General features: G+C 51.4%; 17 protein-coding genes and 1 pseudogene. 13 read left to right on the forward strand and 5 right to left on the reverse strand.

The window, feature by feature from the left end; genetic code table 11:
- The 10 genes and pseudogenes from VEI96_02735 to VEI96_02780 form a co-directional block, all read left to right on the forward strand.
- A partial coding sequence (locus VEI96_02735) for a family 1 glycosylhydrolase (GenBank protein ID HXX56902.1) occupies positions 1-524 on the forward strand: 524 nt, incomplete at its 5' end.
- Positions 525-581: 57 nt separating this feature from the next.
- Positions 582-1271 carry a PHP domain-containing protein gene (locus VEI96_02740; GenBank protein ID HXX56903.1) on the forward strand — a complete coding sequence of 230 codons (690 nt, stop codon included), beginning with the start codon at positions 582-584 and terminating at the stop codon, positions 1269-1271.
- Between the two features lie 8 nt (positions 1272-1279).
- Complete coding sequence (locus VEI96_02745) at positions 1280-2488, forward strand: ceramide glucosyltransferase (GenBank protein HXX56904.1); 1209 nt, start codon at positions 1280-1282, stop codon at positions 2486-2488.
- Entirely contained in the window at positions 2481-4415 is a 1935-nt protein-coding gene (locus VEI96_02750; protein HXX56905.1) for a GNAT family N-acyltransferase, read from the forward strand. The genes VEI96_02745 and VEI96_02750 overlap by 8 nt, the downstream gene beginning before the upstream one ends.
- A gap of 188 nt (positions 4416-4603) precedes the next feature.
- Positions 4604-5887, forward strand: a pseudogene (locus tag VEI96_02755) (PhoH family protein).
- A gap of 125 nt (positions 5888-6012) precedes the next feature.
- The gene (locus tag VEI96_02760; GenBank protein ID HXX56906.1) at positions 6013-6447 is read left to right on the forward strand and encodes a phosphate-starvation-inducible PsiE family protein; all 435 of its coding nucleotides are present in this window, start codon (positions 6013-6015) and stop codon (positions 6445-6447) included.
- A gap of 487 nt (positions 6448-6934) precedes the next feature.
- On the forward strand, positions 6935-7150 hold the full coding sequence (locus tag VEI96_02765; GenBank protein ID HXX56907.1) for a hypothetical protein: 216 nt from the start codon (positions 6935-6937) through the stop codon (positions 7148-7150).
- A 170-nt stretch (positions 7151-7320) separates the two neighbouring features.
- Positions 7321-7500, forward strand: a complete 180-nt coding sequence (locus VEI96_02770) for a hypothetical protein (protein HXX56908.1) — start codon at positions 7321-7323, stop codon at positions 7498-7500.
- Position 7501: 1 nt separating this feature from the next.
- Entirely contained in the window at positions 7502-7873 is a 372-nt protein-coding gene (locus VEI96_02775) for a cation transporter (GenBank protein ID HXX56909.1), read from the forward strand.
- 258 nt (positions 7874-8131) lie between these two features.
- On the forward strand, positions 8132-8515 hold the full coding sequence (locus tag VEI96_02780) for a hypothetical protein (GenBank protein ID HXX56910.1): 384 nt from the start codon (positions 8132-8134) through the stop codon (positions 8513-8515).
- Between the two features lie 160 nt (positions 8516-8675).
- Here the strand turns inward: VEI96_02780 and VEI96_02785 are convergent, their stop codons facing one another.
- From VEI96_02785 to VEI96_02795, 3 genes are all read right to left on the reverse strand, one after another.
- Positions 8676-9089 (reverse strand): GNAT family N-acetyltransferase, encoded by a 414-nt coding sequence (locus VEI96_02785; protein HXX56911.1) that lies wholly within the window; start codon positions 9087-9089, stop codon positions 8676-8678.
- Positions 9090-9396: 307 nt separating this feature from the next.
- Positions 9397-10458: a hypothetical protein gene (locus tag VEI96_02790; protein ID HXX56912.1), complete on the reverse strand. Its 1062-nt coding sequence runs from the start codon at positions 10456-10458 to the stop codon at positions 9397-9399.
- A gap of 306 nt (positions 10459-10764) precedes the next feature.
- Positions 10765-11142: a twin-arginine translocase TatA/TatE family subunit gene (locus tag VEI96_02795; protein HXX56913.1), complete on the reverse strand. Its 378-nt coding sequence runs from the start codon at positions 11140-11142 to the stop codon at positions 10765-10767.
- Positions 11143-11303: 161 nt separating this feature from the next.
- Between VEI96_02795 and VEI96_02800 the strand changes: the two genes are divergently transcribed.
- The 3 genes from VEI96_02800 (at position 11304) to VEI96_02810 (ending at position 12818) form a co-directional block, all read left to right on the forward strand.
- Complete coding sequence (locus tag VEI96_02800) at positions 11304-11816, forward strand: cytochrome P460 family protein (GenBank protein ID HXX56914.1); 513 nt, start codon at positions 11304-11306, stop codon at positions 11814-11816.
- A gap of 72 nt (positions 11817-11888) precedes the next feature.
- Positions 11889-12365 (forward strand): DUF4833 domain-containing protein, encoded by a 477-nt coding sequence (locus tag VEI96_02805; protein HXX56915.1) that lies wholly within the window; start codon positions 11889-11891, stop codon positions 12363-12365.
- A 60-nt stretch (positions 12366-12425) separates the two neighbouring features.
- On the forward strand, positions 12426-12818 hold the full coding sequence (locus VEI96_02810; GenBank protein HXX56916.1) for a hypothetical protein: 393 nt from the start codon (positions 12426-12428) through the stop codon (positions 12816-12818).
- Positions 12819-12860: 42 nt separating this feature from the next.
- Here VEI96_02810 and VEI96_02815 read toward each other — a convergent pair whose 3' ends face one another.
- On the reverse strand, positions 12861-13664 hold the full coding sequence (locus tag VEI96_02815) for a PTS sugar transporter subunit IIA (protein ID HXX56917.1): 804 nt from the start codon (positions 13662-13664) through the stop codon (positions 12861-12863).
- Position 13665: 1 nt separating this feature from the next.
- The coding region (gene mgtA / locus VEI96_02820) for a magnesium-translocating P-type ATPase (protein HXX56918.1) at positions 13666-15178 on the reverse strand (1513 nt) is incomplete at its 5' end.

Genomic DNA, 15178 nt, shown 5'->3' on the forward strand with positions numbered 1-15178 from the left:
CGGGGACGCTGCGCGTGAAATTTCCGATGGCGGATGCGATCGAAATCACCGTGCCGATAAAGGGTAAGCTCGACTTCTTCGGGGTCAATTATTACACGAGGGTCCACCTCAGGTTCAATCCGTTTAAAAAGATGGGGGTTGAACTGCGGCACAGGGACATCGAGGGGAACGGGCTGACCGATATGGGATGGGAGATACACCCCTATGGGCTCGAGAAAGTCCTGCGATACGCCTCAAAACTTGATGTCCCGATCTACATAACGGAGAACGGCATCGCAACGAGGGATGACCAGAAGAAGATACGATTCATGAAGCGGCATGTCGATGTTCTCGAACGGTGCCTCAGGAACGGCATAGACGTGAGGGGATATTTCTACTGGTCTCTCATCGACAATTACGAATGGCTCCAGGGGCTTGATTCACGATTCGGCCTCTACAAGGTCGACTTCGACACCCTCCAGCGGCGACCTACGAATGCTGCAGCATACTACTCATATCTCATCAAGAGCAGGGCCTCTCTTTAACGGAAACTTCATCTTCCCTTAATAATCCTGTAACAGGGAAGTCCTATTCTATAAGCGATGTTGTTATGCGATTTTCATATCCACACAAAATACTCCGACGGTTCGGTCGAGATACGAAGGACGGTTGACCTTTTCGGGCAGGCGGGTTTTGACGCCATCGCGATAACGGATCATGTGGTCAACGGTGACAATTCTTTCGGGAAATTAGCCCATCGCTTCCGATTCTCCGTTACGAAAGACAATTTCAGCGAATACATGGCGAGGATCAGGGAAGAGGCTGAAAGGGCCTGGGATAAATACGGCATGCTCGTCATACCGGGGGTGGAGATCAGCAAGAACCATCTCTCTTCCGACAAATCAGCCCATATCCTTCTGATCGATATTAAGGAGTTCATCCCCGCCTGCTGGAGTTATGAAAAGATATTCCTTGAGGCAAAAGAGCAGGACGCGCTCATCGTGGCGTGCCACCCGCACTATATGTCCGACATGAGCAGGGACACCCTTTTTCTCTGGAACAACCGGGAGCGATACGCCAAATACATCGATGCGTGGGAGATCGCGAACAGGGACGACGTCTTCAATGTGATAAGCCTCAAGAAATACCCTTACATCGCAAACAGCGATTTCCACAGGCCGAGGCACGTCTATTCCTGGAAGACCCTCCTGAACTGCGAAAAGGGGGTTCCGTCGATAAAACAGTGCATAAGGCATAACAGGGGTGTGGCGATAACCCTCTTCAGAAATTAGGAGGTGCCATGGAACTCTTCTTGATTTTTGCCGGCATTGCAGCCCTGGGGCTTATAGCCTATGGCCTGCAGATTATGGCTGTCCGTAGTTATCTTTGTCCCCCTCGCTCAGGGGAAGGGGATTCCCTTCCCCCATCTTTTCCCTCGATCTCGATACTCAAGCCGCTCAAGGGGCTCGATGACAATCTCTTCGACAACCTTGAAAGTTTCTGCAATCAGGATTACCCTGAGTACGAAATCATCTTCAGCCTGCAGGACTATAACGACCCCGCCTATCAGATTGCGCGAAAAATAAAAGAGAAGCATCCCCGGAAGGATATTTCGCTCATCGTTGAGCGGTGCGACGAGGGATTGAACCCGAAGGTGAACAACCTTATCCCGGCATACAGGGTAGCGAAGCACCCGCTCATCCTCATCAGTGACAGCAACGTCATGGTCGACGAAAGGTACCTGAGGGAGATCGTGAGGCCGATGCTCGCGCCTGGGGTAGGACTTGTCAGTAATCTCATCAAGGGAGTGGGCGGCCGGTCAGTCGGCGCCATCCTCGAGAACCTCCATATGAATTCCTTCGTTGTAGGGAGTGTCTGCTTCCTCGACAGGTTCCTCAAAATGCCCTGCGTTGTCGGCAAGTCGATGCTCATGAGAAGAGAAGACCTCGATGCCATAGGCGGTCTGAGGGCCGTCAAGGACGTGCTCGCGGAAGATTATCTCATAGGGAAGATGATGCGTGAAAAGGGTAAGAGAGTCGTGCTCTCACCCTATCTCATCCGGAACGTGAATTATTACTGGGGAATCAAGAAATTCGTGAACAGGCATACTCGCTGGGGAAAGCTCAGGTGGAAGATCGGGGGACCGAGATATTTTTCCGAGCTATTCGGCAATGCCGTTTTCATGTCTTTTCTTCCGGTGGTCCTCTGGGAGGCTTCCCAGATTACCCTATCCTTTGCCCTTCTCGTCTCTCTCATGAAGGCGGCCGGTGATTTCTATATCGGGAAGCGAACCGCATCGGCTCATAACCCCTTTCTCTATTTCCTGTCGCCCCTGAAGGACCTCGTCATCGGACTCATATGGTTTGTCCCCCTCTTCAGCAACACCGTCTCATGGAGAGGAAACAGGTTCATCATAGGCAAGAACTCCGCACTGCTCCGCTGCCCTGAAAACGGCATCTGGGCGTGGAGGTACAGGGTTACCGACGCGATAAAGGGACGGTTTGCATAGACCGCCCCGAAGAGATGATAGTTCACCGATAGTGCCCTCAGGGTTTCATCAACTCACAAAGAAGAAATCAATCGGCACGCCCGGAGCGATCAGCATTGATACGGACGGGACTGTGCGTGGGCGGCTTCTCACCGTAAGGAGTATTCTGAAAGATCGGTTGCCTCCCGGACTCATACCCTTCATAGAGGCACCTCTTGAGCATTTTCTCTCTTTCGACCGTCTGAACGAGGCCTACGCAAAAATTTCGAACGATCAGGACGTCGGCCATTTTCTCGAAAGGGTCGTAAAGATGCTCAATATCCGGTATGAGATAACGGAGCAGGACCTTGACCGCATCCCCCGAAATGGACCTGTGATCGTTGTTTCAAACCATCCCTTCGGGGGTGCGGAAGGCATTATATTGGCACGTCTGCTCCGCTCCGTGCGATCCGACGTCAAGGTAATGGCCAACTATCTCCTCGGGTGCATAAGGGAACTCCATGATATGCTTATCTTTGTGGACCCCTACCAAAGAGAAGACTCACCCGCGAAGAACCTGAGACCGGTAAAGGAAGCCATAGAGTGGGTGAAGGGGGGAGGTATGCTCGGAGTTTTTCCGGCCGGCGAGGTCTCTCATATCCAGCCGCAGACACGAGATATAGCGGATCCGCGGTGGCATGAGGGGATCGGCGGGGTAATTCAGAAAAGCGGGGCAACTGTGCTCCCGGTTTTTTTTGGAGGTTGTAACAGCGCACTCTTCCAGATTTTAGGGCTCGCGCATCCTCGCGTGAGGACAGTACTCCTGCCCAGAGAATTGTTCAATAAGGGGATGAAGAAGATACCGGTAAGAGTCGGCACGCCCATCCACTCCAGAAAACTTGAGACCTTCGGAACCCGAGGGGAGATGATGCGGTATCTGCGGTTTCGGACCTATATGCTGAAGAATCGCAACTCGAGGAAGACTACGGACGACAATGGGCTGCACGGGCAGAATTCCCGAGCGCAGAGGATGAAACCCATTCTGCCTCCACAGCACAAAACACTACTCGAACATGAGATCTGCTGCTTTCAGGCAGATAGGATTCTGCTAGAGAGCGGCGACTATATTGTTTTCCATGAAGAGGGTCAGCACATCCCCTGTCTGTTACAGGAGATCGGCCGGTTGAGAGAGACGACATTCCGTTTAGCAGGCGAAGGGACTGGAAAATCGGTTGACCTGGATTGCTTCGACCCCTATTACACGCACCTCTTCGTCTGGAACAGGGTGAAGAAGGAATTGGTGGGAGCGTATCGCCTCGGAAAGACCGACGAGATCCTGAAACGGTTCGGAAAAAAAGGCCTCTATACGAGCACCCTGTTTCACTATAAGACCGCATTGCTTGCAAGGATGGGACCGGCACTTGAACTCGGTAGATCTTTTGTACGATCTGAATATCAGAGGACCTATGCTCCCCTCTTACTGCTCTGGAGAGGCATCGGGGAGGTCGTGAGAAGCAATCCCCGTTACAAAACCCTCTTCGGTCCGGTCAGCATCAGCAAAGACTACCACTCACTTTCCCGGCAGCTCATGGTGACTTTCCTCAGGGTTAACAATTTCTTGCCAGATCTGGCCCGGCTCGTCCGCCCTAGAAGGCCTTTTCGTATCGGACGGGTGGATGGGTGGGATGGAAAGATTGTCGGTGCGGTTATGAAGGACCTCGACGACATATCGGGATTCATTTCCGACATCGAAAGCGATGACAGAGACATCCCCGTGCTCCTGAGGCAGTACCTGAAACTCGGCGGCAAGTTGATAGACTTCAGCAGAGATGAGAAATTCAGTGATGTCCTCGACGGGCTGATGTTGGCCGATCTCACGAAGACCGAACGCCGGATATTAGAGCGTTACATGGGCAGGGAAGGAGCGAGGACGTTCCTTGCGTATCATGGCGCAGCAGCCCCCGGATAATCGCCTTGATCTCTACCCTTCACGCGAGAACCGAGGCTCAAGCAACATGGAAGTGCGATCACGCGTTTTGACTTCTCCTCGGACTTATGCCTTCCCGCGGGTGCAATGGCCTTGTTCACTCCCGCTCAGCACGTGATGAAAAATCTTCCTGCCGATGCCGGCCATGAAAACATGAAGGAGGAATGCCGATGAAGAAAATCTTTGTTCTCGACACCAATGTCCTGATCCATGATCCAGCCTCGATCTTCACGTTCGGAAACAATGACATCGTGATACCCTTTACGGTGATAGAAGAACTTGACAGGCATAAGAAAGGACATGGCGAAATAGCCGCCTCTGCGCGGCAGGTGCTCAGGACGTTGGACGCATTGAGGGAAAGGGGGCCTCTGCCGTCAGGCATAATGATGGATTCGGGAGGGGTCATTTCCGTGAGCCTGCCTGCAAATAAGCCATCCGCACAGTTCTGGAACAACGGAGGAGAAGACAACCAGATTATAAAGACGGCTCTCTGCTTAACGGAGAAGAAGCTGCGTGATGAGGCAGGGAGCCTTGTTCCCGTTATCCTCGTTTCGAAGGATACAGCGGTGAGGATCAAGGCGGAGTCGCTCGGCATCAGGGTCGAGGACTACATGAACGACAAGACATTGCTCTTTCAGCAATACGGCAGAGTCCTCGTAAACGGAGATAATACGAATGGCATAAGGTCCGCGAGATACCTCCAATCTGAAAGTAGTCTCTACAAGTTAACGGGAGGCGATAATTTGAGGCTCGTAAAACGGGCAAAGGAGAGGATGGGCATCGCCCATCAGAACATTGAACAGGAATGCGCATTGGACGCCCTTGCCGATCCCGAAACAGAGATCGTGGCACTGACGGGAAATGCAGGAACCGGCAAGACCCTTCTCGCACTCGCTGCCGGGCTGCATCAGACATCACAGGTAGTAAAGTAAACGTCCCTCTATGAACAGGTGATCGTCTCTCGACCTGTTGTCCCGATGGGCAAAGACATAGGGTACCTCCCCGGAGATGTGGAAGAGAAGCTCACCCCATGGATGCAGCCGATTTTCGACAACCTCGAAGTAATCTTAAACACGCCGAAAGGAATCGTGAAAGATAAAACGAACACCGCGAGCATAAAGAGTTATCAATACCTGATGGATGCGGGGTTTCTCCAGGTCGAACCGCTCACCTATATCAGGGGGAGAAGCCTTCCGATGAGGTATTTCATCATAGACGAGGCGCAGAACCTGCGGCCCGTCGACGTCAAGACAATCGTGACGAGGTGCGGCGAGGGGACAAAAATCATCTTCACCGGCGACCTCGACCAGATCGATACTCCGTATCTCGATAAATCAAGTAACGGCCTCGCCTATCTCATAAGCCGCTTCATAAACGAAGAAAACTTCTGTTTCCTGAACCTCACGGACGGCGTGAGATCCCGGTTGGCAAAGCAGGGGGCGAGATTGTTGTAGCGCCTTCCGGTCGCTGCGAGACGGCACTCTCTCCTTCGCCTCGAGAGATTCATGATGGCGGAATCAGCATCCCCTAAATTTCACATCCCTTTCATATTCCTGTAACAGAGAGAAGTTTATATTTGATGATGAGACTGTTCAGGAAAGTTATCGACATAATCGTGACCTTGATGATTCCGCTCGTAATCCTTGCACTCATGATAGGGATTGCGAGGATATTCCTCGATTTGAGAGCAGTCTTCAAGAGTCCGACCATAGCAATCGGGTTCGACATCATGGTAACAAACATCCTCTCGATGTTCGTGGTGATGGAGCTGCTCAAAGGGATCATCGAATATTTTGAGATACACAGGGTGAAAATAACCTTTATTACCGATGCCGCAATGGTTTTCATCCTCAGGGAAATCATGATCGGCATTTACGAACATACCATGGGATGGACGGAAATACTTTCGATTTCAGGGCTTCTCATCGTCGTCGGCGGCATTCGGACGATGGCGATCGTCTATTCACCGGATAAAAACAAGGAGGCGGCGATACATGAGCAGGGAATGTGTTGAGCGAATAGAGACGATAATCGTAACGGTGATATTGATGGCCGGTATTTTGCTCATCGGGCTCCACTGGAGATGAGGTGGCTGCCTGAGGCCCTCATTCCGGGCGATGGCAAATGCCGGATCGTCATGGCGATGAGGACGGGGAAAGGAGGTGACCCCAATGTGCCCGAATTTTCGGAAAGACACTTGCGATGTGGCTGGTATCGAGCCAGAAAGGATAGCGTGTGCCGATAAGAAATGCTGCCGGACAGGAGAATGGGAGAAATGTAAAGTCTACATCTCTCAATATTTCATTTCGGCCAGAATGGCATCTGCCAGATTTCGTTAAGACGAAAAAAGGATGAGAGGAGAGGCTGAAGCATTCTTCCGGGAGATCCGGGAATCTTTCCGGGTCTCCTCTTCCTGCAGGCTACGAAAAATTAACCGGATTGTAATATTCCTGTAACAGAAGGGATGCTAAACTGACATGAAAGCAAGAAAGGAGGAGCATATGTATCAAAGAAGCGGGCTGATCTGTCGTCACCTGAGGGGGAGCTATGAAGGAGCGAGGTGCGGCGTTCTCAATCAGCTGGTCAGACTCGTTGAGGACGCTGACATAAGACTCTGCATGAGCAGGCACTTCGAAACGTGTTCCTACTATATGCTTTCATTGCGGGGATACGCTGCCGACCCAGGGGTGGTCTGCGATGGGGCTGAGAAATTGTAACACAATTGTAACATTGTCTTAATAAAGGTTTAACACTATTTTGCTTTACTAAAGACATGGTAATACTTGCAGAAACGAAAGTTGCCGAAATAAGATGTCCCTCATGCGATTCAGAGGCGCTTTATAAATATGGAAAAATCAGGACCGGCAAACAGAGGTTTCTCTGTCTGATGTGCGGAAAGCAGCATACCGAGGATGCCAAGAAGATTACGGCGCAGGGCAAACCGGTCTGTCATGAATGCGGGAAAATGATGCACCTTTATAAGATAGAGGGCGACCTCGTTCGGTTCAGGTGTTCCGGTTATCCGGAGTGTAAAACGTTCAAGAAATTCAGGATGAAGGAGGAGTAGGATGAGCCATTATATCCATAACGTCCCGGGCAGGTTGCGAGTAAAGAGTCCGGCAGTGAAGAGGAATCAGGATGCCGCGGATGATATCAGAAAGGCGCTGAGCACCATGAGCGGCATTGCCACTGTCGATATTAACCTTGTTACGGGCAGCATTCTGGTCAATTACAACCCGAAAGCCGTGCATGAGAAAGATATCATCGGCCTCCTTCAGCGGAAAGGCTATTTTGATGCCGCAAAGGCCTTGACGAATGACCAGTACCTCCAGGGCGTTGCTTCAAAGGCAGGGAATATCGTCGGGAAGGCGATCTTCGGAACCTTTGTCGAGAAGGCCCTTGAAGGATCAGCGTTGTCGCTGATAACATTCTTCATATAGGAAGCGAATCGATCCCGCCTTTCTTTCCCCTCGTGAAAATGAGCTGTCCCTTTTGACGATCCCTCAGCCCGAAAAATGAATGGATGAATTATAATACCCGAGAAGTGTGTTGCGTCACGAGCCGGGAGTGCCGATCACAATTTATATTCATTTGCCGGCATGACGGCGGTCGAGACAGATGGATTTCAGTCTCGCGGACGCCGGGACGTCCGGTGAGGTCATAGAGAAGGCGACGGAAAAGAAAGGAGGAGAGGAGAAATGAATTTCTGGGACAAGGTCAAAGGCGATCTCCAAAAAGGAGTGGAGGAAGGCATTACCTTCGTCAGGGAAGGGGCCTCCGTTGTGAAGAAGAAGGCGGAAGAACTCACTGAAGAAGGGAAAAGGCGGTATCGGATTTATGAGCTGAAGGCAGCGGTGCAAAAAGAGATCGCAGAGTTGGGCGGTAAGGTGTATGAACTGAGCGGTAAGGTCAGGAATCCGATGCTTGACAGCAAGGTGAAGGCGATTAGGGCGAGAATCAAGAAACTGGAATCGGAAATCATGAAACTCGAGGGAACCTTGAAGACCGGGGCCAGGAAACCGACTGCAAAGAAGAGGACCGTAAAGAAGGCTGCTACTAAAAAAACGGCGACGTCGGACTGAATAAAGCGAAGAGGCTTGCCGCACGGGCAGAGGACTGAACTTGCTGTCTCCTGCCCGATTCGCATAATGATCCATTTAGGTGACCGTGCTTCGCCTGGAAGCAGTCGCCCCCGGCAAACTCGTCTGGCGATAGGCAGACCGAACGGACCTACGAAGTCACCTATCCGAGGTGCACTGTGAGAAGATCATCCAGATAATCTTCGGCGTAGTCTGGTTCATTGGCTACGATGCGCTCTGCCTGAAGCCAGTTGTCGAGGTCATGGCCCTCGACTCTTCCGCTCTTTACGTACAGTTCACATGCCAACTGTGCGATGAGATCGTGCGGGTTCATGTCGATCACCTCCTCCTCCGAGCAGTATCTGCCATTATCGTAGCTCGTCGCCCAGCTTTCCGGCGGAGCTGCGGGGATATGATGTGCGGCCAAAAGCCTTTCGCTCTCATCCCCGACCGCGATTGCGAAAAGACGGGGATAGAGCTGTTTCGCATAGCGGAGCATCGCAGCGCCTAAGCCTTTCCTTCTCTGAGCCGGGCGGACCATGATGAAGGACAGATAACCATCGGGTTCGACGAACATGAACCCTCTTCGCCGAAAAGATATTCGAATGGTCTGCAGGGTACGAAACTCTTTCAGGACCTCCGACATCGCTACACTCCTTATGACTGCGCCGCTATCAATATCAGACAGTGCAATCATACCGGACTGAATTTACATTACATTGACAATAGTGTTACATGTCGATGAAATGTTGGTCGCGTCTCGGCCGAGAGGGTGGGGATGGGAGAAATCTACACGACTTTGATTGGAAGAGGCGGAGAAGGGAAAATGCCGGTGCTCCTCACTACACCATGGAGCATCAACATCCTATGTGAGGGCTGGACCCCTAATCTAACTCCCAATGAACCGGGGCTAGAAAGGATCCATCTTGAATTGTCTTCATTACTTTCCTTGCAAACTCCGCATCAGAAACTTCCGGACTGTAAGAAACGATTACCGAGGCCGCACTTTCATTTATGCGAATATTCCTTATATTCTCCAGAGACTCCAGGAGCGACTGCAGGCGGTTCGCGTAAGACCTATCTGTCTTCAGTCGGGGGACCCTCAGGCGGATGCGTCCACTGGTCTGGTGGAGGAGGCTGGAAATGGCAGCCGGCGCCGGCGATGCCTTCGCGTAAGCCTGATACCCTCCCCCCTTCAGACGTGCCTTTCTGCGCTCTTCCAAAGAGACGCTAAAGCCCTCCACGCTTTCAAAGTATGCGACCAAGTCAACAAGGAGATTCTGCAGGACCGCTAATCTCTCGCGTCCCTCCAACTCCTCTGCCCGGTCAGCCCGGTCAATGGCCTGAAGGGTACTCCGTACTGCCGTACTCTGGTACAACGCAGCATGTTTGCTCAGTTTATCGCTGATCTCCTCCTGGAACTGAAAGAGCGGGATAGACTCAAATACGGGGAGCGTAGCTGTGATCCCTCCCATACGCCGCACCACTGCTTGGCCGAGAGAACTTCTTTCGTCTATACTGAAACGAAAGGCATCCCCTGGAAAAGTGTGGCTCTCCCAGACTTTTCCTATCTCTCTGGTCATCTCTATTACCCTGGGGTCCTTTGTGTAAGGGCCGTACCGGTAAATGAGAAACGCCCACCCAAAATACTGGCTCAGATGAAAGAGGACCTTAAGTGCGGCCGGGGAACCATATTCATACTGATCCGGATACTCCTTTTTAAAATAAGCCAGATCGTCCTCCTCAAGAAGGCGGTAAAGTCTCAATTGCAGCTCTTCTGTTGCGAGGATAAAAGAATTTACGAATAGGGCAGCCTCCTCGTCGCGTTTGAGCTGCCTTCCTTTTTGCTGCTCCTCGCTCCAGGTCCAGACTGACCAGATGCCTGCGGCTAATGCCGACAAGACAGAAAGAATTAGTGTTGGATTCATATCTGCCCTCCTTTCCAACGAAGAGAAACCGACTAATATCTACCTTATAGCATGTTCTGCCTGCTCTTGCAACCTTAGCCAGTGCATCTTTCGGTGATTACACGGGATGATGATTAACAGGGCGGGCGCTGTTTGATATTTTGTGAGTCGCAAACTCAGGATATCCCGAGTGCAAGACATACAGGAATACGGAATGGAGGAGGATAATGAAGGCCTCGCGTCCCTCCATGAGAATGAATACTTGCGGAACCAAACACCTGGCGATTTGCGACTCTGTCTGCGACGAAAATGAATAAGGAGTAACCACAAATAGGTCACGACACGTTATTTTCGGTTTTCGGGGGGAGGCGAACTGTCTTCCTTTTCTTTTCCTATCTTGTCTTTCGGCGGAGTCACATTAATCTCATCAGGTTCGGATAGGCCTTTTTTGTAATTCTTGATTCCCTGGCCGATGCTCTTCCCTATCTCTGGAATCCTCTTTGCGCCAAACACAACAATGGCGATTGCGAGGATAACGAGCAGATCCTGCGTCCCAAGCATATATGACCTCCCTTCTGAAACGAGTTTCTTATTGCCGGCAAGAGCGCCGATTTCTTTCAGTATATACCTTTCCCGGCATTTTTCAAAGGCTCCGTCATCCCGCCCCCAGGGAAGACAGAATAGCCATAATTCTTTCGCCGAAGCAAGATTCTGAGAATTCACAACCTCTTAATCTTTCCTTCACATTATCGTAACATGAGACCTTTAAAATTTCGTTTAACGATTACAGGGGAGGGCCTCTGTTTAGACTTGCATTGCGATCTGTATCGCAACGTCTGCAAGATGAGTTCAAGAAAACGCTATAGCGGAAGAAGGAGGGCGAAATGAAGAAAGTGTTGGTGGCTGTTGTGAGCGCTGTTTTCATCCTTGGCTTCGGTTACGCTTCATACGCGATCCACGACATGGATGCACAGGGAACGCCTGTGATGCAACCCGAAGCCGATGCTGCGAAGCTCTATACCTACATCATGAAACCGAAGCCTTATTTTAGTCGCCTGAAACTCTGGCCGGGGAAGAGGAAGCTCGTTTCAGGCAATGACCCGCACGGCCCTCTCACAACGACTTATCTCAATGACACCGCTCTCAGTGCGTTGAGCAAAGGGGACATGGTTGATGGCTCCTGCATCATAATGGAGAATTACAGCGCCGACAAGAGGCTTGAAACCCTTACCGTCATGTATAAGGTGAAGGGATACAATCCTGATGCCGGTGACTGGTTTTGGGTGCAATACTCCTCGAACAACGGATACGTGCTGGAGTCGGGGAAAGTAGATTCCTGCATTGCCTGTCACAAGTCGAGACAGGATACCGATTATCTCCATAAAGAGAGGGGATAGTAACTGACAGGAGACGACAAGATAGCTAGCCGGCGGATATCCTGGTTCTTTCTTGTCGTCCTCTTTTTTTCGATTCTTGTTTTTTCTCTTTATCGCGGAAGCGAGGCATCCTGCGAGGGAACCCATCTTTTCTCTGTCGAGCGCAGTAAAAACAGGAATCTCCTCTTCTACGATATTTGCCCCGATGGAAGCAGTGATCTGCCGGATCTGAACGCCGTGAACGTCTACTGGATTCTCGAAAACGGCAAAAAGGAAGAACTGAACGATATTGAGCGGACCTACGCCTACGGTATTACGTTTCAGGAGAAACTCGAGAGGAATAAGCTCATCATCGCTCTCGCTGCCTTCAGGGGAAGAAAGATCACCATCGAAAGGATAGACGAAAGATACAGGGCGGTGACATCTATCGACAACCGGCAAATTGTCATCGAAAAAGTCTTCATAAACTCTGTTGACAGACTCTTCGGGATGCCCGAGGTCCTCTCTATCGACATTTACGGTTTCACGAAGCCGGGGAATGTCCCGGTAAGAGAAAGAATCAGTCCATAAAAGGACCGGTCTATCGAACGGTTCTTCAGGAACGGTGACCGTCTGCTCATAGAGATAGACATGGAAAGAGGTAGACTTACAGGTTCGACGCTAGTGCACGCGTTCATGATCTCGATTCTCTTCGCTGCACCGGGTTTTCTTTTTGCCGATGACTGCAAGATAATTGATTCTAAAAAAACCGAGAGGGTAGAGGGGATGATTCTGCCCGATGGCGGCATTGTTCCGATTGCAAAATATCAGTGCGCGAGCGTAATGGTGCGCAATAGCGCCCGCGGAGAGCGACTCCCTCGTGATATTGTGGTGAGCGCCACTTTTACCGACGCCAATGTTGACGCCAAAAGGATAGATGGAGACCGGAAGCGCTTCAACGGAGGTGAGATCCAACAGTGCTTTGTATGTTTTCAAAGTGACTTTCCGATCGAGGATATTCGCTGCGAATTCAGAAAGAAATAACCGGCCTTGATCTGTCAGACACTGTGAGATCCCCGTACTCTTTCAGCTTTGTAAATTGTCTTTTTTTGTCGGTTGTATCGCGAAACAGTCATAGGCCACCCTTTCTCCCTGATAGTTGGTGCTGCCCCGCCTCACGATGCGCCATCCCTTTAAGTCGTGCCAGCTCTTATCGGCGATGGCTGCACCCAGTGACTCGTCGTCTTTCGTGAGATCTGCCAATTCGCGGTTCTGGGTAAGGACGACGGTCTTGATTCCGGGTCCCGCGATAATCATAAGTGGCTCGATACGCATGTTCTCCAGTTCGGGGATTGTTGCGGGAGCGACGACGGAGCGCGCCTTCAATTGGATCATCCGGGCGCGGGTGTCAGGCCCTGCATCTTCCATGGCAAAATGCGCCATGTCCAGCAGCCTCAGACGAGCGGCATTCAGATCCTCTATCTGGTTAAGGTCTCTGGACTCAGGATGCTTGCCGAGCACCTTGACAAGGGTTGAAACCTCCTTCAAATACGGGCTTCTCTGGTTATCCGGGACCAGAAACATGATGACAAACCTCACCAACGGCTCACCTGGTTTACCATAATCGATGCCCTGAGGACTCCACCCGATAGAGCATATCAATTCTCCATCAAAGGTGACCGGTGCATGGGGGCAGGCCCAGCCATTTCCTAGGGACGTATTAGAGACGCTCTCACGAGACAGGACAGCCCCCACTATGTCGGTCCCGGCAGGGACTGAGGGAACCGCTTCCAGCAAGCTCGCGAGGACTTCAAAGGCATCTTTTTTGTCGTTGTCAGGCAGCTCGATAACGCGGCCATCTTCCAAGGCTTGAAGAATAGTATGGAGCATTTTACTCACCTCCGAATTTCTTGAAGAACCACTGCTTCACCTTATGTGTCATCACGCTGTAGAGAAACAAAAACGCTGCGATCCATCCCCAGTAACTGAGCGGCAGCCTCACAAAGCCGAGGGTATCAGCAAAAGGAGAGTAAGGGAGCCAGATTCCGATTGCCATGACAGCGAGGGTGGTCATCGTCATAGGCAGAGATGCGCGGCTCTGAATGAAAGGCAGACGCTTCGTGCGAATGATGTGGACTATGAGAGTCTGTGTCAGGAGGGATTCTACAAACCATCCCGTCTGGAAGAGCTGAGCGTGGACTTCGCGTCCGGCCTGCCCCTGAGCAACATCCAGAAAGGCCTTGCTGTTGAATACAAACCACATCAGAGCAAATGTAGCATAATCGAAGATCGAGCTGATCGGGCCGATGAAGATCATGAACCACTTTATGTTGCCGATATCCCATTTGCGCGGTCGCGCGATCTGCTCCTCATCCACGTGATCGGTTGGGATGCCGGTCTGGGAGAAGTCGTAGAGGAGATTATTCAGGAGAATCTGAAGGGGCTGCATCGGCAGGAAAGGCAAAAGGTAGCTCGCCCCCAGCACGCTGAACATATTACCAAAATTTGAACTGGCCCCCATGCGGATATACTTAATGATATTGGAGAAGACCTTCCGTCCCTCCAGAATGCCGTCTTCAAGGACGAGGAGGCTTTTTTCGAGGAGCACGATGTCGGCAGACTCTTTTGCCACGTCCACTGCCGAGTCCACAGAAATCCCCACATCGGCAGCGCGAAGTGCAGGAGCGTCGTTGATACCGTCACCCATATATCCCACAACGTGCCCGCACTGGCGCAACGACTCTATCACGAGTTCCTTCTGGAGCGGCGCGAGCTTTACCATCACATTCGCCTCGATGACAGACTTTGCGAGCTCTTCCCGGCTCATGCGTTCCAGGTCCTCACCGGTGACTACCCGACTGACTTCCAAGCCCACATCCCGGCATATCTTGCCGGTCACGAGCGCATTGTCGCCGGTCAGGATCTTGACTTGCACCCCTGTCTCCTGCAACAGTTTGACGGCCTTGGCAGAGGAGTCCTTGGGAGGATCGAGGAAGGCGATATAACCGAGGAGGATCAGGGCGGATTCGTCCTGGGTCGTGAACCGTGACTGCTCACGGGGGAATTCCCGGTAAGCGATGGCGAGACATCGGTAGCCCTCGTTGTTCAAACGTGAGACCTCTTCAAAAAGATCGTCTTTGATCATGTCGATCAAAGGATAAATCTCCCCGTCTAGTTGGTAGTGATCGCAGCAGGCATATACCTCTTCAACCGCGCCCTTACATATGAGGACATGGTCGTCCTCAAACTCGACCACGACGGACATCCGTCTGCGCTGAAAATCGAAGGGCAGCTCATCTACTAAACAGCAGGTGCGTTCCACTTCGAATTCCCTGTGTTCGAGGATCGCCCTGTCGAGGAGGTTGCGGTGTCCAGTCTGGTAATAGCTATTCAGGTAGCCATAA

This window comes from Thermodesulfovibrionales bacterium (assembly GCA_035622735.1).
GTDB lineage: Bacteria > Nitrospirota > Thermodesulfovibrionia > Thermodesulfovibrionales > UBA9159 > DASPUT01.